A 22,492-nucleotide genomic window follows, 5' to 3' on the forward strand; every position below is an offset into this window, starting at 1 on the left:
GTTTGCGCAAACCTTTTCGGGTGAGCAAAAATTAGTATCTTCGGGCTTATGAAAGTAACCCGCGACAATGAGATAGCGCCGCAAAGGAGCCTGCTCTTTAAAATTACTACCAACCTAACCTTTTGGGTGCTATTGGCCATATTAGCCGGGGTATTGCTGGGTCATTACCACCCTAAAGAAGGCATGCAGATGGAGATCATCGGCAAGGGTTTTATAAGCATCATAAAGGTATTTATAGCCCCCATTATCTTCCTTACCATAGTATTAGGCATCAGCGGGATGGGCGACCTTAAAAAGGTAGGGCGCATAGGCATCAAATCGTTATTGTACTTTGAGGTGGTAACCACATTTGCCCTGGCAATTGGCGTAGCTGTGGCATACATTATCCAGCCCGGTAAAATAAACCGTACGGGATTAGATGTGCAGGACCCGTCTAAATACACCGGGCAGGCGCAGGCATTCAGCTGGCTCAAATTCTTTATGGATAACCTTACCCTGCAGGTGCTTATTGTAGCCATTATAACAGGCATCATTGTAAACTACCTAAAAAACCGCGAAGCCGTAATATCCGTTTTATACAAATGCAGCAAATATGTGTTCATAGCGTTAAAATGGGTAATGTACCTGGCACCGCTTGGGGCATTTGGCGGCATGGCCTATACTATTGGTAAATTTGGATTGCATACCTTACTGCCACTGGGTAAGCTTATGCTAACCGTTTACATTACTATGGCGGTGTTTATCTTCCTCATTTTAGGCAGCATATTACGCTATTACAAAATGAGCATCTGGAAATTCATCAAATACATTAAAGAAGAGCTACTCATTGTACTGGGCACCTCATCATCCGAAGCTGCTTTGCCCAACCTTATGGAAAAGCTGGAAAAAATGGGGTGCAGCAGGGCGGTTGTGGGGCTTGTTGTGCCTACAGGCTACTCCTTTAATTTAGATGGCACATCTATTTACCTCTCCATGTCGGTTATCTTTTTGGCGCAACTGTATGATGTGCATTTGTCACTTACAGAGATACTAACCATTATAGGCCTACTCATGATAACATCTAAAGGTGCGGCGGGTGTAACCGGCAGCGGATTTATAGTATTGGCATCTACCCTAACCGCCATTGGCAAAATTCCGGTAGAGGGCCTGGCTTTTTTATTGGGTGTAGATAAGTTTATGAGCGAGGCGCGTGCCTTAACCAACTTTATAGGCAATGGTGTGGCAACCATAGTAATAAGCAAATCTGAAAAGGAATTTGTGGCTATTGAGCCGGTTTTAGAAGAACAACCCTGAATTTAAGAGGATATTTCTTAGAAGCCTACTAAAACGATATAGTTCAATATTAGAATTTTTAACTCACAATTCTCAGTTAAATAATAAATACTATAAATTCAGTTTAAAGAAAATGTTATTAAATCCGTACTTTTTGATAATTCAACAAAAATTCGATTATATATTTATTCAATTATTATTTTATATACTTTAGTAATGCTCTTATAAGCTATCAAATAGCAAGCTTAGCTTAAATTTATTATACCATTTGTTTAAGCAAAGAGCAAAAGTTTTTTGGGGTTTTATCAGTACAATTAACAAACAACTTTCTTCTTTTTGGGGGAGGCCCGTACCAAAAGTACGGGCCTTTTTTTATGCCTTCTTTTTATCTTCGTCTTCAAAAGTAAAGTTGCGAAGTTGCGGTGCGCTAAAAAATGTAACCGCTACTACACCAAGCGTTAAGCAGCCCCCCATTACCACCGCCCTAACAGTGCCCAGCCAGTGCGCCATAACGCCGCTTTCAAAATCGCCAAGCTCGTTGCTGGAACTTACAAACATGGTGTTTACCGCTGCTACGCGCCCACGCATTTCATCGGGCGTTACAAGCTGCAATATGGTACTGCGCACTACTACGCTAACGGCATCAAACATGCCCGATAGCAGCAGCATAAAAAATGACAGCAGGAAATTAGTTGAGAGTCCGAATACGATGATAGACAGCGCAAACCCCGTAACTGCTACAAACAGCTTTTTACCGGGATTGGTCTTTAACGGTAAAAATGCCAGTAAGGCAAGGGTGGCCAATGCCCCTATACCCGGCGCCGACCTTAGCAGCCCGAAACCTACCTCATCTACATGCAATATCTCTACCTGGTACACGGGCAAGAGTGCTACGGCACCGCCAAACAGTACCGAGAACATATCTAACATTTGCGCGCCCAGCAGTGCCGGGGTTTTAACTACAAATTTAATTCCCTGAGAAAGGCTTTGCAGTATGGGTTCTTTTTCTTTTTTAAGTATAGGTTTAGATTTTATGTGCAGTATGGGTATCAGCAGCAGTATTTGTATAACCACTACCGTAAACATGCCCAGTATAACACCATCTAACGCTATCATTAAACCGGCTGCTAATGGGCCAAGTACACCTCCGGTTTGTGCTGCCATACTACTCCAGCTGGTTCCGTTAGGGAAAAGTTTCCTGTCTGACACCACAAGCCCAAACAGCGAAAACACCGATGGCCCCATGAACGAGCGTATAATACCGCCTATAAACACAAAGAAGTAAATAAGGTACAGCGTGGTTTGCATGCCGAGATGCTCTAAAGAAAGCGGCGTGGTAAGTGTAAAGAGGCTCGACCCTAAAAAGATGTAGCCTATAATACAAAACAGCAGCATTTTGCGCTTTTCGTTAAGGTCTACAAAATGGCCTGCCAATAAAGAGAAGCCCACTGCGGGTATAACCTCGGCAAGGCCTACAAAGCCTAATGATAGTTTATCCCTTGTTAAATGGTATATCCAGTAAAAAATTATGGTAACCTGCATATTAAGGGTAAACAACAGCCCAAAACGAATGCTTAAAAACGATCTAAACTCCGGTAGTTGCAAAACGGGGTTCTTTATAAAAAACCCTGATTGCACGGGTTCCTGTTCTTCCTGATCCACTTTTATATGTATTATTAATTATTGCAAAGGTACGCCCCTGTTATTATATAGGAGATGATACAATTATGAAATCTTTTATAAAAATCAACTATTTGTACACTTTTGTTTAATCAAAAAAAATACCCCGACGTTTATTCGCTTTCAGCAAAAAAACATCAGGGTAGTTATTTATACAATCTTACTTATCATCCTCCGGCTTTAAGCCTGTCTAATAATGTTTGTAGTTTAACGGTTGCAAAGCCGGAACTGTGGTCGGATAAACCGTAAGGCACAATAAGGTCATCGTTATGAATAATAGATCCGCACGAGTACACTACGTTAGGCACATAACCCTCGCGCTCATCGGGGTTTGGTACAATAAGCGGGTCTTTTAAACGACCTATTTCTATCGATGGATCATCAAGGTTTAGTAAAGATGCCCCAATACTGTAACGGCGCATACTGCCTACCGAGTGCGTTATAACCAGCCAGCCGTCGGGTGTTTCTATAGGCGAACCACAGTTACCTATCTGCACAAACTCCCACGGGTATTCCGGCCCCTGAATTTTAATAGGGTCGTCCCACTCGTTAATATTGTCGCTGTACATAAGGTAGTTGTTCCACCCGTCAATCCTTGATAGCATGGCAAATTTGCCGTTTATCTTACGGGGAAACAGCGCAAGGTTTTTGTTCTTGGCCCCGTTACCATTTAACGGGCTCGTTTTAAAATCGTAAAAATCATAGGTTTTTAGCAGCTTGGGCATAATGTGTACACCATCATAAGCCGTGTAGGTAGCATAATAAGTTTTTTTGCCGTTCTCATCGGTAAAATGCACAAAACGGGCATCTTCTATCCCTTTGCTTTCAAAATCAGATAACGGGAAAATTACCCTGTCGCTAATATCGGTATCCTTGCTAAAGGTGATGCGCCTGTAACTGTCAGACAGTGCCAATATAAGGTTATACTCCCTTAGTACCTTAACATCATCGGTTTGCTGCTTAGCCTCATTAATAAGGAGCTTAAGCTGATCGTAATTAAAACGGTCTTCCAGCTTATCGCCCACGGCATGCATAAACTCATTGTTAATATCGGCTTCAGATGCTTTTTTAAGGAACAGCCTTTTTTGATACATAACATTGTGCACCTTTTCGGCCTCATCTATATAGTTACCCGCGGGTATAACCGTGATATCGCTGTTTTTATCGATCATGGCACGTCGGAATACTACCGATGATACGTGCCCCTCGCCCACTGCCCTAAAGCTTATAATAACGCGCAACTGGCCTTCCTCAAGGTTACTTTGGTCGGGGTCAGGTATAATTGATGGGTTAAAGAATGCCGCCGACTCAATACTGTACTCGTGCGTAAAATAAGAGCCTATGAGCAGTTTGCAGTATTCATCCAGCTTTTCATATTCAAAGCCTGCCGCAGTAACGTATTTTTTTACACGCTCTGCATTGCGCAGCAGCTTGCGGGTAATGTTACGGTGCCTTTTAGAAAAATCCTGCAATAATGGCGATATCAATGCAAAGGTCTCTTCCTTATCCAGCGCCATTATTTTTTTTATCAGTTCTATGGCACGTTCTTCTCCATTAAAAAAATAACGTGCTATAACACGTTTAGTATCGGGTAGTACCTTAACGGGTTTTCTTTCTACAGATAGTCTCATGCCTCCTTAGGGTTTTAATCAAGGCAGTTGCCTCAGGTTTATCGAATTATCGAACCTCTAAAATACGAATATAATTCCACACAGCCCGTTGCCCCAAATGCTAAATTTAAGTGAAAAATACTACAACATTGTAGTTGTAACCCTCACAAACTTTCACAAACCTTTAATTATGGCACACAATTACAATTACTAACTTTATTATAAGCAATGATAAAACTAAAGATTATGAGAAAGCTCATAGCACAGCAGTGGCTATCTATAGATGGTTTTGCAGCAGACAGCAAGGATACAACTGCATTTTTTGAATATCCTAAATACAACGAAGGCTGGGAGGAAGACCAGCTGCAGCTGATGAAAAATATAGACACTATACTGTTAGGTGCCACTACCTATAAGATGTTTTTAGACTACTGGCCGGATGTTGATCCTAATAAAGAGGCTGTAGGCCCGGCGCTTAACAGCACACCTAAAATTGTTTTTTCTAAAACTTTAAAGGAGGTGCCATGGGGCGATTGGGATCCGGCAACGGTAGTAGCCGAGGATGCAGTAAACTATGTAAAGGAGCTAAAGGATCAGCCAGGCAAAGACATTATACTGTGGGGCAGCCTTACCGTGTGCAGGGCACTGGCAGCCCACAACTTATTTGATGAATACCACATTACCCTTGCCCCGGCTTTTGTAGGTAAAGGCATGCGTTTTTTACCCGATGATAAAGAATGGCTGGATATGGAACTTGTAAAAAGTAAAACTTATACAACAGGCGTACTTTCGTTAGTGTATCGCCCACGGTCAAAACAATAATTTTAAGTATCTTTGGCGTTGCAAACACGAGTACTATAATGAACTATTTTTCTTCTGATTTTAAACTGGGAATTTTAGGCGGCGGCCAGCTTGGCAAGATGCTCCTTACCGAAACCCGTAAATTTGACATTCAAACCTATGTGCTGGATCCCAGCGATGAAGCGCCCTGCAAAATAGGCAGCAACAAATTTTTTAAGGGCAGCCTTATGGATTTTGATACCGTTTACAACTTTGGTAAACAGGTAGATGTGCTTACTTTTGAAATTGAGCTTGTAAACATAGAAGCCCTGGAAAAACTGGAAAGCGAAGGTATAAAAGTATACCCATCGCCAAAAACGCTAAGGCTTATTCAGAATAAAGGCACCCAGAAAGATTTTTACACTACCCATAATATACCTACTGCCGCTTACAAAAGGTTTGAAAATGTAGCCGGCCTTAAGCAGGCTGTAGCCGATAACGAGATTACCCTGCCTTTTGTTTGGAAAAGCACCGAGGGCGGTTATGATGGCAACGGCGTAAAGGTTATTCGTAACACTGATAGCTTTAACAACCTGCCCGATGTGCAGTGTATCGCGGAAACGATGATTCCGTTTAAGAATGAATTGGCTGTTATTGTAACCCGTACCCCAAGTGGCGAAATTAAAACCTACCCTGTGGTAGAGATGGAGTTTCACCCGGAGGCCAACCAGGTAGAATATGTTATTTGCCCGGCTCGTATAGATGATGCCGTTGCCGATAACGCCCGTGCTATTGCGCTTAAAGTATCGGAGCACTTTAACCACGTAGGTTTACTTGCGGTAGAGATGTTCCAGACGGAAGACGACCAAATATTAGTTAATGAGGTTGCCCCGAGGCCACACAACAGTGGGCATTACTCTATCGAAGCCAGCTACACATCGCAATTTGAACAGCACCTGCGTGCCATTTTAGATTTACCATTAGGTAACACCGACAGTAAAGTGGCCGGTATTATGGTAAACCTTGTGGGCGAAGAAGGCTACAGCGGCAGCGTAGTGTACGAAAATATCGAAAAGATACTGGGTCAGGATGGTGTAACACCGCACATCTACGGTAAAAAAGAAACCAGGCCTTTCCGCAAGATGGGACACGTTACCATAGTAAACCAGGATATCGCCGAAGCACGAAGAGTAGCCCAGGAAGTTAAGAACACTATTAGGGTAATTTGTTAATTTGTGGATTTGGTTATTTGAAGCTTCCGACAACTGGCAACCATCAACCGATAACTAAAAATGATAATTCGGTTATTTGGAGTTTCCGACAACCGGCAACTAACAACAAACAACAATTTAAAAAATGAAAATAGGAATCATAATGGGCAGCATATCGGACATGCCGGTAATGCAGGATGCCATAGATATATTAAAAGAGTTTGGCATTGATACGGAGGTAGATATTGTATCGGCTCACCGCACACCTGAGAAGCTGTATGAATACAGCACTACGGCCCACACCCGCGGCATTAATGTAATTATTGCAGGTGCTGGTGGTGCAGCCCACTTACCGGGCATGGTAGCAAGTATGTCTCCTCTGCCGGTTATTGGCGTGCCTGTAAAATCAAGCAACAGTATAGATGGTTGGGATAGCGTGCTTTCTATATTGCAAATGCCAGGTGGTGTACCTGTTGCAACAGTAGCCCTAAATGGCGCTAAAAATGCAGGTATACTCGCCGCACAAATATTAGGAAGCCACGACGAGTTGATCCGTTCAAAAATAATAGCCTACAAACTTAGTCTTAAAGAAGCCGTTAATAAGGCAAGTGACGTATTAAGAAACAGGGAATAATATTCCCTGTTTTGCGTTTTTAAATTTTGTAACTTTGATAAAAAGCTCGCAATGGATATTCAGGCATCTAAAATAGAATTGGCAAAAATGATCATGGAAATAGAGGATTCATCTGTTATAGATAGGTTTATCAATTTTATAAAATCCGAAAGCACACTATCTGATCGACAAAAAAAAGCAATTGATTCTGCACTGGTTCAATTACAGAATGGTGGAGGTATACCTCACGATGTTGTTATGGCAGAAACAAAAGCGCGCTATCCCAAATATTTTAAATAATGGTTATAGAGTGGTCTCCTCTTGCCAAACTTGACTATTGGGAAAACATTGAATATTTAGAAAATGAATAGTCGGAGAAAGAAGTAATCTCTTTTATTGAAAATGTTGACAACACCTTGAACTTGCTGAAAAGAAATAATGTTCAATTTATTAAAACACATTATAATGGAGTTTTAAAGATTGTAATTGTAAAACAGATTTCTTTATTTTATATTATTGAGGATAATAAAATCGAATTACTTCGTTTCTGGAATAATTACCAGGATTTAAATAATTTCAAATTAAGATAGTTTTGTAACTTTGATAAAAAGCTCGCAATGGATATTCAGGCATCTAAAATAGAACTGGCAAAAATGATACTCGATTTAGAAGATTCTAAATTGATTGAGAAAGTGCGCAAACTTATTACCAAAGAAAAAAAAGATTTTTACGATGAACTTTCTGAAGATGAAAAGCTGGAGGTACGATACGGAATTGAGCAATTAGACAGGGGCGAAAAAATTTCCTGGGAAGATTTTAAAATCAGAAGGCGTAGCAGGTAATGTATATCATAAATTTATCTGACCTTGCCGCAAGAAAATTAGATGATTTGCTTGATTATCTTGAAAGAGAATGGTCTTTAAAAATTGCCAACAATTTTGAAGACAACTTTGAAAAAAAGCTTTTACATATTTCTAAATATCCTGAAAGCTGCATAAAATCAAAACAATTTCCCAACTTACATCTCTGCGTTGTAACCAAGCAAACCTCTTTTCTTTACCGAATTAAACCCGACGAAATTGAAGTTGTAACAGTTCTTGATAACCGCAGCAGTTTTAAATCTATTACTAAAGAGATACGCAAATACTATGGGCGCATCTAAAAACACTACCATGAACCTACTCACGCAAAAATTTACTACCAAACACGATACCGCGCCCTTTAGCGGAATAAAAACCGAAGATTTTATGCCTGCTTTTACAGCCGGTATAGAAAAAGCCCGCAAAGAAGTTGATGCTATTGTGGCCAACCCCGAAGCACCTACTTTTGAGAATACAATAGAGGCAATGACGTTTAGTGGCGACACATTAGAACGGGTTTCAAGTATTTTCTTTAACCTGCATTCGGCAGAAACTAATGACGATATCCAGAAGATAGCCCAGGAGGTTTCTCCGCTGCTGTCGGATTTTGGTAACGATATTCGCTTAAACAAAGATTTGTTTGAACGCGTTAAGTCTGTTTATGATAAAAAAGATTCACTTAACCTAACGCCCGAGCAAACCACACTGTTAGACAAGCAATACAAAAGCTTTAGCCGCAACGGCGCTAACCTGCCTGAGGATAAAAAGAACAAGCTCCGCGAAATTGACAAAGAGCTAAGCAGGCTAAGCCTGGAGTTTGGTGAAAATGTACTTGCCGAAACCCACGCTTACCAACTGCATATTATAAATGAGGCCGACTTATCGGGCCTACCCGAAGGTACTATTGAGGCTGCTAAAGAATTAGCCGCAAGCCTTGAGAAAGAAGGCTGGGTGTTTACGCTTGATTATCCAAGCTATGTGCCGTTCTTAACCTATGCCGATAATCGCGAGCTTCGTAAGCAAATGGCGATTGCGTTTGGCGCAAAAGCCTTTCAGGGTAACGAGCACGACAACCAGCAAATCGTTCTGCAAATAGTAAAACTGCGTCATGAGCGCGCCAACCTTTTGGGCTATGGCTCGCATGCCGACTTTGTATTAGAAGAACGTATGGCAGAAAGTCCGGCTAAAGTAAAAACGTTCCTAAACGACCTGTTGGCAAAGGCCAAACCGGCTGCCCAAAAAGAGTTTGAAGAGCTTACCGCTTTCGCTAAAGACCTTGATGGTTTAGGCCATTTAGAAAAATGGGACGGTGCTTATTATTCAGAAAAACTAAAACAGAAGTTATTCAACCTGGACGACGAAAAACTAAAACCCTACTTTAAACTGGAAAACGTACTTAACGGCGCGTTTGTTATTGCCGGTAAATTGTACGGGTTAACGTTTAAAGAGGTTCAGGATATTGATAAATACCATAAAGATGTTACCACGTATGAAGTTGTGGGCGAAAACGGCGACCTTGTTGCTATTTTCTACGCTGATTTCTTTCCGCGTAAGGGCAAGCGCAACGGCGCGTGGATGACATCGTTTAAATCGCAATACGTTTTAAGCGGCGTTAATGAGAGGCCACATGTATCTATTGTATGCAACTTTACAAAACCTACCGAGACCAAGCCATCGTTACTAACCTTTAACGAGGTTACTACCCTGTTTCACGAATTTGGGCATGCCCTGCACGGTATGCTTGCCGACACCATTTACCCAAGCCTTAGCGGCACCAGTGTGTACTGGGATTTTGTAGAGCTGCCAAGCCAGGTTATGGAAAACTGGTGCTACGAGCCGGAGGCCCTGGCACTGTTTGCCCACCATTACCAAACCGGCGAGGTCATACCTATGGAGTACATTACCAAAATTAAGGAGAGCGCAAGCTTTCAGGAGGGCATTGCCACTATGCGACAGCTAAGTTTCGGATTATTAGATATGGGCTGGCACAGCGCCGACCCAAGCAATATTACCGACCTGAAGGCTTTTGAGACCGAGCAATTTGCAGCAACGCAACTGTACCCGGAAGTTAAAGAGAATGCAATGAGTACGGCTTTCTCACACATTTTTCAGGGTGGGTATTCATCGGGGTACTACAGCTATAAATGGGCTGAGGTGCTTGATGCCGATGCATTTGAATTCTTTCAGGAAAAAGGTATTTTTGATAAAGAAACCGCGACTAAATTTAAAGACAACATACTCTCTAAAGGTGGTACAGAACACCCTATGGTATTGTATAAACGCTTTAGAGGACAGGAACCAAAACCCGAAGCCTTGTTAAAAAGGGCAGGGCTCTTATAGAGTATTGGATGGTTAGATACTTGGATTTTTAGACAACCTGAATATTTTTAACCACAAGCGCGCCGCAAGGCTTGTAGGAAGAAGCACTAAGTTTATCGGGCTTGTTCCAGGCAACGAAGGACACTAAGCTTTGTGGCCTTCAATCCGATCATTAGATTGCAATCCTTATTGCAATAAAGTTTGTGTTCTTTGTGCAACCCCTTGTGCCTTTGTGGTAAAAAATATAATAAAAACAAAATGCTGTCGCTACTACCCGACAGCATTTTTTAATCAAAAAAATACGGAAAATAAAACAACCTCCAAAATTGCTCCCGGAGGGATTCTTGGGAAAGAAAAACACTACTATTACTGTTTCACTATCTTAATATATTTATGGTTGCTGCCAGCTGTCACTTTAACAAGGTAGGTTCCTGCCGCAAGTGCCTGCATGTTTACCTGCCCTGTTGTTGCATTTATGTTTTGCTCTAAAACATTTTGACCTAACAAATTATATATCGAAATAGTATTGATGTCATTAGTATATGAAACCGTAAGCACATCGTTAACCGGATTAGGATAATAGCTAAATGCGCTGTTATCAAAATCAGGGGTGCCCAATGCAGTTTGCCATTTTAGATTATCAAGCAACACCACAGTGTGTGGCACATTGCTGTTTAAGCGTAGCCCTATATAAGTATCAGTCCCCGTGTAGCCGGTAAGGTCTATGGTAAATGATTGCGGCTCCATTACCGATGCTACGCTAACCGTTGTAAAGGTTGTAAACACGGCATCATTAGTATTATTATTCAGCGTACCCACCTGCACTTCGGTCGATCCGTTAGTTACAAACGCATAAAACGTTAAGTAGTGCGTACCGGCATTTAAGTTGGTAAGCTGTGGCGATACCAGTATCAGGTCGTCGGTAACATCCGAGTCGGCTTTGTAAATAGCGATAACATTGGGTGCTGACTCGCCCGGCATGGCAGCTGTTTCTATAATTGCATTTTCGGCCAAGGTATTGCCGCGTAAAATACCGGTCCAGCAGGCAGGTATTTCATGCAGGGCCGTAGTATCTAAATTTTCATCAAAAGAATCCACCGCCAGGCACTGCGTTGTAAAAGTAAACGGCACCCATACTCCGTTGCCGCTGTCGCATAAAGAGCGTACCCAAACGGTATAAGTAGTTGCCGGAGTAAGCTCTGTAAGCAGTGTTACGGTTTCACCGGTAACATCTATTGGGGTCAGGCTGCCGGGAGTAGCCTCTGCATCATCAGTATATACCACCTGCCATTCGGTTTCAGCTTCACCTGCAGTCCAGGTAATGTTAGCCGCAACGGTTGTAATTTCTTCTGCGCTAACATTTGTAACGGTTGGGCAGGCAGGCTCCCAAACTATATTATCTAAATAAACGGCTGTATGTTGTGAGGCGCTGTAGAGTCTGATCCCTATATAAGTATCAGAACCTGTATAGGCCGAGAAATTAACCGTAAACGGAGCCGGGGTTAAGCTAACAGTAAGCGGTATGCTTTGTAGTGATGTAAATACGGCATCATCAGGATTATTGCTGCTAAGCGTACCTATTTGCAATTCGCCTGCAAAATTTTGTATAAATGCGTTAAACGTTAAGTGATGTGTACCTGCATTTAAATTGGTTACCTGTGGCGAAACAATAATAAGGTCGTCGTCCAGCCCTGAGTCTCCTTTATAGATGGATACATTGTTAGGCACCGAGGTAGCCGATGCTTCAGGTACATTTATGGTAGTAACCTGTGCAATTGCCGAAAGTGTTTCGCCCCTTTTTATAGCCGACCAGCATACCGGCATGGTATAAATGGCATTGTTATCAAAATTTTCGCTAAAGGCATCTACTGCGAGGCAGGCCGTACTAAATGCAATAGGGCCTATCCATAAGCCATTGCCATCATCACAAACAGATCGTACCCAAACGTTATAATCGGTTTGAGGGGTAAGCGTTGTAATTTCTGCTGTAGGCGTAGTTGTAGCAGCTACTGTGCCTATTGCAGCTGGGTTGGTATCATCCCCCAGGCTGTAGCCTGCTTCCCAGGCGGTTTCACTGCCGCCTGCTGTCCATGTTATTGTAGCAGTAGTTGTAGTAATTCCATTAACCGCTATACCGGAAACATCGGGGCAATCCGGTATTGGTTCCCAAACCACATTATCTACATACATAGAGCTGCTTGCTGTTGAATTAGATCTGTAACGCAACCCTAAATGCACATCATCAGTCACCGTAACCTCATCAAAATTGATAACGTGCTCCGTCATTGTAGCCGAGGTTATTGTAAAACTCTGCACTACAGTAATATCGGCATATTTGTTATTCCCGTTAAGGGTTATTACTTCTAAAACATCGGGTGAGCCCGAACGTGCAAAAAAGCGGAAACGGTGTGTACCCGCGCCAATATTAGAAACCCTTGGGCTAACCAGTATTACCTTATCATTGCCGGCGGTATCCAGCAAGCCTTTGTTAAACACAACGGCGTTAGGGCCGGACACGGCTATGGATGGGAATTGTATGGTTTGTACCGAAGCACTTGAGAGGCCAAACGTTACAGGATCTAACAAGTCAGTCCAGCAATCGGGCATTGCAGGCGTAACGATAGATTCGTCGTCAAAATTCTCATTAAATTCGGTTACAGGGTCGCAATCGGTTTTAAAATAGATCGGGCCTATCCAGGCACCATTACCACCCGTACAAACAGATCGTACCCAAAAGGCATATTTTGTAAAAGGCTCAAGCCCTGTAAATGATATACCACTTTCAGTAACGGTTTGCGGTGTAAGAGCATCAGGGTTGGTAGCCGTGGCACTGCCCTGCACTACCTGCCATGAGGTGGCTGCACCGGTATCCCAGTCGGCAGTCGCGCCATCAGGAGTAACCTGCGTAACCGCAATAGATGATAACGCAACATCCGGGCAAACGGGTGTCGCCTCCCAAGTAACGTTATCTATAAAGATATCCTGACCCCAGTTAGGTGTAACCAGTTTTATGCCTATGTAGGTATCGGTACCCGTATATCCCGAAAAATCTACGATATATTGCTGTGCAAAAAAGTCGTTTTCGGTATCAACCGTAGCAAAATAAGTAGCTACAGCGGTATTGGTATTATTGTTTAAAGTAACGATCTCCAGGTGCATTGGCACACCATAATTATTGCCCGATGCCATAAACCTCAGCCTGTGAGTACCGGAGTTTAGGGTAGAAAGCTCCGGTGTTACCAGGATTATCTCATCGGTAACGTTAGAAGTATTACCGTTACCTATGCGCACTACGTTAGGCACAGATGGTGACAGCGGATAATAGCTGTAATCAAAAGTTTCTATAAAGGCGAATTCATTGATGTTTTCTCCACGTATTATAGAACTCCACCCTGCGGGAAGGCCGGGAGTGGCTACACCATCAAAATTCTCAAAAAAAGTGGCAACAGGATTTTCTACCGGGGCACATTTAGGGCTGCATTTTACAGGGTCGTGCACCGGCAGCTTGCTTACTACCCCCGCATGCACTAAATTAATTGCGAGAAAGGTTAACAGATAGATAGTAATTTTTTTCATAAGCAGTACTATTAGTAATGGTTTTATAAAAATCCTGATGAAACAATAATTAAACTTGCCGCAACCTACCTAAAAATTTTACATAAAGAACTCATTACCAAAATTTTAACCTTAATAAAAAAGTGACGTTTTATGATAAAAACAGCGACACACACATTGTAAATAACTCAAAATCAATACCTAATAAAAAATATATTCATTTTATAGAAATTTAAGCTTACAGTATTTTACAAGGATATTATTAGAATTGATACCTTAAAAAAAACAATACCTCCTGAAGAAACTCCGGGAGACAGTGCCGTAACAAAAAACAAAACCTAATCACTCTTTAATAACCTTATGAATAAAATTTTTATCGCCCGATTTGACGGTAACAATATACATGCCGCCGGCAAGGCCGGTTAAATTAATGCTGCCCAGATTACCCAAACTCTGCAGCACTGTTTTACCCGAAACATCGCTTATAGAAATGCTGCTTACAGCCGTACCGGCGGGCATGTTTATATGTAATATATCCGATACAGGATTTGGGTACAAAGCAGGAGACTGTACTACGAATCCTGTAGTACCCAAAATCGCCGTAGTGCTATATGTATTTTTTGTATTTGATGCCTTTACCCTGTAATAACTGCCTACAACTGCCCCGTCCTGATGATTGAATGATGTTACGTTTGCCCTTACCCCACCTATAGGCGTATAAGGCCCGTCAGGGTTTGTGGCCTCCTCTATTATGTAGCCGGTCTCTACGGTTGAGTTATCCTCCCACGATATGGTTACACCTGTAGTATTTGCTGCTACTGTTACATTGCCCGGTGCCTGTTGTGGGGTTTCGGGAGCATCAAGGGTAAAATTCCAGCCATTAGTTACCATGAGTGTACCTTCGGTCATGCGGTCGTACTGTCCCTGAGTAAGAGTATTGGTATCGCAAAAGTTATAGCCCATAATATTATCCACTATCGGGTCAAATTGGTCGTTGTTAATGTCAGCAGCCGTACCCACATAATTACAATCAATTACATTGGTATTGGGAAGCCCGAAAGGGTCTGAAGGCGTATCGCAAACAAAATCGCCCGTTGTATCGCAATTAGCAGACAGCCTTGGGAACGATTCCGAATCATTACGGGTTACCAGTTCCCTTTCAAACTCATTTTCATGGTCAGAATTATTAAAGGTATGCTCCAGACCGAAGTAATGGCCCATTTCGTGTATAAGGGTCTTGTTGTCATTTAATCCCAGCGTATACACCCACATCCTGTTAAATTGCTGCATCTGCGGCTCCAGGAAAGCCCACCCGCCCACTACCACATTGTTAGACCGTACCGTTCTTGCTATGTACAGGTTAACAGCATTATCAACACCGTTATTGTTATGAAACGTAAGCCCCTGCTGCTCTGTTTGGTTACCGTTGTAAAACTGGTCGTTTGCATAGTAATTAAAGTCCGATCCGCTAAAGTAAAACTCCACATTAATGGACCGGAATTTTTTATTCAGCTCTGCCAGTGCATCGTTAAGTGCATCGGGATCGGCATAACCCGTATTATCATTGCGCCCAAAAAGATGTATCTTAATGGGTACGTAGGTTATATCGCCATCGGCCAGATGTAAGGCTGCTGCCGAATTTTTAAGCGTATTTAGCCTCGTTAGGCGTTGCAATTCTTTTTCGTGCGTATGATGAGGTACGCCACAAAAATGGGTTTGAGAATTACCTGAAAGGCTTAACAAAAACAGCGGTAAAAGTGTAGCGATTTTTTTCATAACATTATTTTTTAATTATCTTTTAACAAAAGTACCCTACATGTATAAACGAGAACTTATGAAAAAACCGCTAAGAGTTATGAATTTTGAGGTATTCAAAATATTTTATTAAAATATATTTCATTTATTTTTGAAAGTTCAATAATATATTATACATTTGATCTATGGAATTTAGCGACGCAAAAAATAAGTTTGTACAAACCTGGGGCGCATTAGGCTCGCAATGGGGCATTAACAAGACTATGGCCCAGATACACGCTTTGTTAATGGTATCAGCCGATGCGCTTAGCATGGAAGATATTATGGAGGAGTTGCAAATATCGCGTGGTAATGCCAGTATGAACCTTAGGGCGTTAATGGACTGGGGTATTGTATATAAGGAGTATAAAGCCGGAGAGCGCCGTGAGTTTTTCAGCGCCGAGAAAGACCTTGATGAGCTTGCTGTAAAAATTGCGCAGGAACGCAGCAAGCGCGAAATTAAGCCTGCCCTTAAAGTGCTTAAAGAGGTGTCTTCTACCGTGAGTGATACCTCTCAGGAAGCCAAACATTTTACCGAGCAAACCACCAAGTTATACGACTTTGTATTAAAAGCCGACAACATGCTGGAAAAAGTAACCGAATATAAAGACAACTGGCTTGCAAGGCTGGTAGTTAAAATTATGAAATAAACATCTCCTCTATGAAAGCTATAAGAGCCATAAATTATATTGTACTTATTATACCTATTATTCTTGGATTGATAGGCATACAGGATGAAGAATTTTTAATCATGGCAGCGCTGTCTACTATGGTTACAGGAGCGGCGCAGGTTATCATTGCACTTATAATGATCTTAGGCAAACACCGCAACCCGTTACTGTTTAGTTATTTTGCTATCGTAGCTGTCTTTTTTCTTATTTGGGGTTTTATAGGTAATTACGAATTTTACATTTTTGTCATCCCGGTAATGCTGGCGCTATACTTTACTTACATTGTATATATACAGATGAAACTGGAAAAACAAAAACCTTCGATCGAAATTCGAGGTAACGAATAACAAATAACAAATTTCAAATCGCAAATCATCAATAACTAAATCAAAATATTTCATTTTTTTCTGAAAGTTTAAAACACACAAGAATCATGAAACCACTTTACAATACAATATACGCAATGCACGCTCTTAATGCTGCTTTAGTTATTTTAACAATACTACTTTATATATTTGGAGGGCATGGGCTAATGGTACAATGTTTTCTTGGAATCTTTCAGCCTCTTGCTGCTTTGTTATTGCCAATAGGATATTTTAAAAAACTGAATAAAAGAACCTGGTTACTACTATTATATTACTGGATAGCTGTTGGTATATGGGCAATATCAGTAAAGCCGGTTATGGTCCTTAACAGCACCTATTCTTACTTAATGGCATTTTACATAACGCCTATGCTCATTGCTTGCTATTTTGTTTATGTGACCTACAAAATCAATAAACATATTCAAAATCAGGAATAATAAATTTTAAAAACCAACCACCATGAACTTTAATATACCCAACTGGCTCATTATACTGGGAGGTATCGGCCAGATCTTTACCGCGCTAATTTACCCGTACATCCGCCACCGTGTTTTCGATTGGTATAACGATGTGAAGCAGTTAAAACCCCTAAACCAGGAAATTGCCAAAACCTACGGGCGCTACATACAGGGACTCAACTTTAGCTTTGGGCTTATTGCATTGCTTATTACCGAAGACCTTAAAAACCAAACTGCCCTTGCAGTAGCTTTTACTGCACTTATTGCGGCTTATTGGGTAGGTAAAGTAGCTACACAAATCGCATACTATCCCATGTACCAGATTCCGCAAGAGCGTATTTTTAAAATTGGCAGCTATTGCATGAATGCGCTGTTTGTGCTGTTCGCCGTGGTTTACACCTGTTGCTGCTACACAATCTTACCGGATATTACAACCTTTAAATTATAGTACCATGACTACCGCCAGCTTACACCAAACCCAATTACAACACGAAGAAAATGCGATAGAAACCGCCGACTTTTATAACGAAGCCACCGAAGACTATAAATTTTGGAGTCGGGATTTTAATATGCATTTCGGGTATTACAGTCCGTTACGCACCAACCCGTTCAGGCGCGACACCATGCTTAACGAAATGAACCGCCAGATATTTAAACGACTGCCTAACGCTACAAACCTTTGCGACTTAGGTTGCGGTATGGGTGCCACGATTCGATACGGCCTGTACAACAATCCAAACCTTAGGATTACCGGCATAACATTTTCAGACTTTCAGGCTACCGAAGGCAACAAGCTTTTAAAAAGCTACAACGGCCACATTGCCATAGGCGATTACAACCGCACAGGTTTTTTAAGCAACAGTTTTGATGGCGCGCTGGCTATAGAGAGCTTTTGCCACAGCGGCCACAGCGCCGATTCTTTTACCGAAGCCTACCGCATTTTAAAACCAGGCGCCAAACTGGTAGTTGGTGATGCGTTTCTAAAAAAAGATTATAATGAGCTGTGCATCGGCGGCAGTTATTGTTATAAAGGCCTGTGCAACGGCTGGAGCCTGGAAAAGCTGGGCAACATACCGGCACTAAAAATTATGCTGGCAGAGATTGGCTTTAATAATATCACTGTAGAAGATGTATCGTTCAGGGTGGCGCCATCCGTATTGCACGTGCCGTTTGCTATAACTGGTTTTATCATAAAAAAGTTATTAAAAAACCAGCAACTGAAACCGCAAAGCATGCAAAACTTAAAAGGGTCGTTATTCGCGCTTTTATCTGGCGTGCAAATGAATAATTTTGGTTACTATATTATAACGTGTAGTAAGTGATAGAGTTCCTGGCGCGAGAGTCTCACTTCGTGCACGGTTTTGAGATTTCTCAATTTCGCTGCGCTTCATTCGAAATGGAATGCCTTACCTATCTATTTCGACAGAGGAAAAATATGAGAATTAAATTAAACTTACCTCACAAAGCGTTAACCAGCAATACCATCCCCAGCCAAAAAACAGGGATGCTCTCTACCCAAAATAAGGTGTAGTATTTAGAGCGTTCGGGGGTGGCAAAAATGGTAAAGAGCCCCACGGCAAGCAGCATGAATATATTTACTATAAGCTGGTTAGGGTCTACGTGGCTTTTTAAAAATTCTAAAAAGTAAAAAGGTATCAGCAGCATAATATTTAGCTGTCGTGTGTTCTTTACCCCTATTTTCTGGGGTACGGTTTGCAGTTGGGGGTTGTCTTCTTTTAAGTCGATAATCTCAAAAATCAATATCAGGATTATAACCAGCAAAAAACGCTGCCCGAATTTTAAGAACACATCGCTGTACAGCGTGGTACTGGCTTGTACCAAGGGTAAAAGCGTGGTAATGCCCGCCCAACAAAAAGCCACTATGTAAATTTTTATCCCGGTAAAGTTACGCAGGTTACCTTTTTTAGAGAACGGAACTGCATACAAAACCGTAAGCCCAAAAAAGCCAATGGCAGTTAGCTGCGTTACACGGTTCAGCAATAAAAAACAGGCCGTAGCAACCACAAAAGCAAGCACACTTATGCCGGCTATAACCTTTGTAATTGTGCCTACCGGCTTGCGGTTGCGAAAAACCGACTCATATTTTATAAAATTATAGCCAAAAACCGTCCCAAAAAAGGCAAAGCCCGCCATAGGTGCATCAAACGGATTGGCAAACATATGGTTGGTCATTAAAACCAGTGCCAGCACGGCAAAAGCCACGTGTATGCTGCCGTGTATGTATATGTAGAACAGTTGTTTTGCCACCTTCATCCTACAAAAATAATCAATATGCTAACAGCATTGTATTTGCAATGAAAAATTCACAAAATCGGGCTTTAAAAAGCATTTTAATTTGAATATAAATAACTAATTTTGTGCCTTTAAAAAACAACAGCACAACACACATGAAAACAGATGCTTTCGCTTTAAGGCATATTGGCCCGAGGGAGAATGACCTCCAACATATGTTTAAAACAATTGGCGTAGAGTCTATCGACCAATTAATATATGAAACGCTACCGGACGACATCCGTTTAAAGGCACCTTTAAACCTGGAGCCGGCGCTAACAGAATATGAATACCTAAACCACATTACACAGTTAGGTAACAAAAACAAAGTATACAGGTCGTACATAGGTTTGGGCTACCACCCTGCTATTGTACCCGCTCCTATTCAGCGTAATATTTTCGAAAATCCGGGATGGTATACTGCTTACACACCTTACCAGGCCGAAATTGCACAAGGCCGTTTAGAAGCTTTGCTTAACTACCAAACTACAGTTATTGAGCTTAGCGGTATGGAAATTGCCAATGCATCGTTGTTAGATGAAGGTACCGCAGCTGCCGAGGCTATGGCGCTTTTATTTGATGTGCGCACCCGCGACCAAAAGAAAAACCACGTTGCAAAATTCTTTGTGTCCGAAGAGATACTTCCACAAACCCTTTCGGTGCTTCAAACACGTTCTACGCCAATTGGTGTTGAGCTTGTTATTGGCAACCACGAAGAGTTTGATTTTTCTGATGAGTTCTTCGGAGCCATCCTTCAGTACCCTGGCAAATTTGGCCAGGTTCATGATTATGCATCGTTTATAAGCAGTGCAAAGGCAAAAGATATTAAAGTTGCTGTAGCGGCCGATATCCTTAGCCTTGTAAAGCTAACCTCACCTGGCGAACTTGGAGCCGATGTTGTGGTAGGTACTACCCAGCGTTTTGGTATCCCAATGGGTTACGGCGGGCCTCACGCGGCTTTCTTTGCCACTAAAGAAGAGTACAAGCGTTCTATGCCGGGCAGGATTATTGGTGTTACTATAGATGTTAACGGTAACCGTGCCCTACGTATGGCATTACAAACCCGTGAGCAGCACATTAAACGCGAAAAAGCTACATCAAACATTTGTACCGCTCAGGTGTTACTTGCTGTTATGGCAGGTATGTATGCAGTTTACCACGGCCCTAAAGGCTTACAGTACATTGCCGATAAAGTTCATGCAAGTGCGGTAACTACTGCCGATGCGCTGAACAAGCTTGGCGTTTACCAGACTAATACATCATTTTTTGATACTATTTTAGTTAAGGCCGATGCTGCTAAAGTTAAGGCTGCTGCCGAGGCTAAAGAGATTAACTTCTACTATGCAGATGCTGATACGGTTGCTATATCTTTCAATGAAACTACATCTATAAAAGACATTAACGATATTATAGCTGTTTTTGCAGAAGCCACCGGCAAAACTGCAGAGAAAGTTACAACGCTTACCGATGCTGTAAGCATCCCTGAAAACCTTGTAAGGACATCAGATTTCCTTAAGCATGATGTATTTAACAAATACCACAGCGAAACCGCTTTAATGCGCTATATTAAAAAGCTGGAGCGTTTAGACCTTGCCCTTAATCATTCTATGATATCGCTTGGCTCTTGCACCATGAAGCTTAACGCCGCAGCAGAAATGCTTCCATTAAGCTACCCAGGGTGGAACAGCATCCACCCGTTTGCCCCTATAGAGCAGGCAGAAGGCTACCAAACCATGCTTAAAAAATTAGAAGAGCAGCTTAACGTTATTACCGGCTTTGCAGGTACTACGCTACAGCCAAACTCTGGCGCACAAGGCGAATATGCCGGCCTTATGGTTATACGTGCGTACCAAAAATCTATTGGCCAGGAGCACCGTAACATTGCGCTTATCCCGGCTTCGGCACATGGTACTAACCCTGCTACTGCCCACATGGCCGGTATGGAGGTTGTAGTTACTAAAACATCCGAAAACGGAAATATTGATGTAGAAGACCTAAGGGCTAAAGCTATCTTACACAAAGATAACCTTGCCTGTTTAATGGTTACTTACCCGTCTACCCACGGTGTGTATGAGGCTTCTATCATAGAGGTTATCAAAATCATACACGAAAATGGTGGACAGGTTTATATGGATGGTGCTAACATGAATGCACAGGTTGGCTTAACCAACCCGGGCCACATTGGTGCCGACGTTTGCCACCTTAACCTGCACAAAACTTTCGCTATACCTCACGGTGGCGGTGGCCCGGGCGTAGGCCCTATTTGTGTGGCTAAACACCTTGTTCCTTTCTTACCTACCAACCCGGTAATTACAACAGGTGGAGACAGCGCTATTACAGCTATTTCTGCTGCACCATGGGGGTCGGCATTAGTTTGCCTTATTTCTTACGGTTATATTACCATGCTGGGCGAAGAAGGCTTAACAAGCTCTACACACCACGCTATACTTAATGCTAACTATATTAAAGAAAGGCTTGCAGGCCATTACGATACGCTTTACACAGGCGAAATGAACCGTGCTGCCCACGAAATGATCTTAGAATGCCGTCCGTTTAAGGCGAATGGTATTGAGGTTACCGATATTGCCAAGCGTTTGATGGACTACGGTTTCCACGCGCCAACAGTATCGTTCCCGGTTGCAGGTACATTGATGATAGAGCCTACTGAAAGTGAAAACCTTGAGGAGCTTGACCGTTTTTGCGATGCGATGATCTCTATCCGTAAGGAAATAGACGAAGCAAGCGCTGACGACAAAAACAACGTGCTGAAAAATTCTCCGCACACGTTAGCTATGCTTACTACAGATAACTGGGTACTGCCTTACACACGTGAAAAAGCAGCGTTCCCGCTTGATTATCTTCATGAAAATAAATTCTGGCCCGGAGTACGCAGGGTAGACGACGCTTATGGCGACCGAAACCTGATTTGCTCTTGTGCGCCTATCGAGGCGTATATGGAAAATTAATTATAATGGCTGCCTAATAAGCAGCCATTTTTTTTGCCACGAATTA

19 protein-coding genes are annotated in these 22,492 nt (G+C 42.1%); 14 read left to right on the forward strand and 5 right to left on the reverse strand.

Going from position 1 to position 22,492, the window contains the following annotated elements; translation table 11 throughout:
• The first annotated feature begins 48 nt into the window (after positions 1-48).
• Entirely contained in the window at positions 49-1,293 is a 1,245-nt protein-coding gene (locus FMM05_RS08280; RefSeq protein WP_143372872.1) for a cation:dicarboxylate symporter family transporter, read from the forward strand.
• A 351-nt stretch (positions 1,294-1,644) separates the two neighbouring features.
• Here the strand turns inward: FMM05_RS08280 and FMM05_RS08285 are convergent, their stop codons facing one another.
• Together FMM05_RS08285 and FMM05_RS08290 are read right to left on the reverse strand one after the other, a co-directional pair.
• Entirely contained in the window at positions 1,645-2,934 is a 1,290-nt protein-coding gene (locus FMM05_RS08285) for an MFS transporter (protein ID WP_235894384.1), read from the reverse strand.
• 185 nt (positions 2,935-3,119) lie between these two features.
• A complete protein-coding gene (locus FMM05_RS08290; RefSeq protein WP_143372873.1) occupies positions 3,120-4,583 on the reverse strand; it encodes a glycoside hydrolase family 130 protein in 1,464 nt (487 codons plus the stop codon).
• Between the two features lie 225 nt (positions 4,584-4,808).
• Between FMM05_RS08290 and FMM05_RS08295 the strand changes: the two genes are divergently transcribed.
• From FMM05_RS08295 to FMM05_RS08330, 7 genes are all read left to right on the forward strand, one after another.
• Entirely contained in the window at positions 4,809-5,384 is a 576-nt protein-coding gene (locus FMM05_RS08295; RefSeq protein ID WP_185965534.1) for a dihydrofolate reductase family protein, read from the forward strand.
• Positions 5,385-5,422: 38 nt separating this feature from the next.
• Positions 5,423-6,574: a 5-(carboxyamino)imidazole ribonucleotide synthase gene (locus tag FMM05_RS08300; protein ID WP_143372875.1), complete on the forward strand. Its 1,152-nt coding sequence runs from the start codon at positions 5,423-5,425 to the stop codon at positions 6,572-6,574.
• Between the two features lie 124 nt (positions 6,575-6,698).
• Positions 6,699-7,187 carry a 5-(carboxyamino)imidazole ribonucleotide mutase gene (purE, locus tag FMM05_RS08305; RefSeq protein WP_143372876.1) on the forward strand — a complete coding sequence of 163 codons (489 nt, stop codon included), beginning with the start codon at positions 6,699-6,701 and terminating at the stop codon, positions 7,185-7,187.
• A gap of 51 nt (positions 7,188-7,238) precedes the next feature.
• Positions 7,239-7,466: a hypothetical protein gene (locus FMM05_RS08310; protein WP_143372877.1), complete on the forward strand. Its 228-nt coding sequence runs from the start codon at positions 7,239-7,241 to the stop codon at positions 7,464-7,466.
• A 317-nt stretch (positions 7,467-7,783) separates the two neighbouring features.
• On the forward strand, positions 7,784-8,008 hold the full coding sequence (locus FMM05_RS08320) for a hypothetical protein (protein WP_143372878.1): 225 nt from the start codon (positions 7,784-7,786) through the stop codon (positions 8,006-8,008).
• Entirely contained in the window at positions 8,008-8,328 is a 321-nt protein-coding gene (locus tag FMM05_RS08325; protein ID WP_143372879.1) for a type II toxin-antitoxin system RelE/ParE family toxin, read from the forward strand. Before FMM05_RS08320 ends, FMM05_RS08325 begins: the two co-directional genes overlap by 1 nt.
• A gap of 10 nt (positions 8,329-8,338) precedes the next feature.
• Positions 8,339-10,366 (forward strand): M3 family metallopeptidase, encoded by a 2,028-nt coding sequence (locus FMM05_RS08330; RefSeq protein WP_143372880.1) that lies wholly within the window; start codon positions 8,339-8,341, stop codon positions 10,364-10,366.
• Between the two features lie 345 nt (positions 10,367-10,711).
• Here the strand turns inward: FMM05_RS08330 and FMM05_RS08335 are convergent, their stop codons facing one another.
• Together FMM05_RS08335 and FMM05_RS08340 are read right to left on the reverse strand one after the other, a co-directional pair.
• On the reverse strand, positions 10,712-13,921 hold the full coding sequence (locus FMM05_RS08335; RefSeq protein WP_143372881.1) for a T9SS-dependent choice-of-anchor J family protein: 3,210 nt from the start codon (positions 13,919-13,921) through the stop codon (positions 10,712-10,714).
• A 321-nt stretch (positions 13,922-14,242) separates the two neighbouring features.
• Entirely contained in the window at positions 14,243-15,676 is a 1,434-nt protein-coding gene (locus FMM05_RS08340) for a T9SS type A sorting domain-containing protein (protein ID WP_143372882.1), read from the reverse strand.
• A gap of 164 nt (positions 15,677-15,840) precedes the next feature.
• On the opposite strand from FMM05_RS08340, the gene FMM05_RS08345 reads away from it, so the two are divergent.
• From FMM05_RS08345 to FMM05_RS08365, 5 genes are all read left to right on the forward strand, one after another.
• Complete coding sequence (locus FMM05_RS08345; RefSeq protein ID WP_143372883.1) at positions 15,841-16,344, forward strand: GbsR/MarR family transcriptional regulator; 504 nt, start codon at positions 15,841-15,843, stop codon at positions 16,342-16,344.
• Between the two features lie 11 nt (positions 16,345-16,355).
• A complete protein-coding gene (locus FMM05_RS08350) occupies positions 16,356-16,712 on the forward strand; it encodes a hypothetical protein (protein ID WP_143372884.1) in 357 nt (118 codons plus the stop codon).
• Positions 16,713-16,798: 86 nt separating this feature from the next.
• Complete coding sequence (locus FMM05_RS08355; protein ID WP_143372885.1) at positions 16,799-17,167, forward strand: hypothetical protein; 369 nt, start codon at positions 16,799-16,801, stop codon at positions 17,165-17,167.
• Between the two features lie 22 nt (positions 17,168-17,189).
• Positions 17,190-17,636: a hypothetical protein gene (locus FMM05_RS08360; protein ID WP_143372886.1), complete on the forward strand. Its 447-nt coding sequence runs from the start codon at positions 17,190-17,192 to the stop codon at positions 17,634-17,636.
• A gap of 4 nt (positions 17,637-17,640) precedes the next feature.
• Positions 17,641-18,510 carry an SAM-dependent methyltransferase gene (locus FMM05_RS08365; RefSeq protein WP_143372887.1) on the forward strand — a complete coding sequence of 290 codons (870 nt, stop codon included), beginning with the start codon at positions 17,641-17,643 and terminating at the stop codon, positions 18,508-18,510.
• A gap of 136 nt (positions 18,511-18,646) precedes the next feature.
• On the opposite strand, the gene FMM05_RS08370 is transcribed toward FMM05_RS08365, so the two are convergent.
• Entirely contained in the window at positions 18,647-19,462 is an 816-nt protein-coding gene (locus tag FMM05_RS08370) for a UbiA prenyltransferase family protein (RefSeq protein ID WP_143372888.1), read from the reverse strand.
• Positions 19,463-19,596: 134 nt separating this feature from the next.
• Here FMM05_RS08370 and gcvP point away from each other — a divergent pair, with 134 nt between their 5' ends.
• Complete coding sequence (gene gcvP / locus FMM05_RS08375) at positions 19,597-22,446, forward strand: aminomethyl-transferring glycine dehydrogenase (RefSeq protein ID WP_143372889.1); 2,850 nt, start codon at positions 19,597-19,599, stop codon at positions 22,444-22,446.
• The last annotated feature ends 46 nt before the right edge of the window (positions 22,447-22,492 follow it).

Source organism: Flavobacterium zepuense (assembly GCF_007097145.1).
GTDB lineage: Bacteria > Bacteroidota > Bacteroidia > Flavobacteriales > Flavobacteriaceae > Flavobacterium > Flavobacterium zepuense.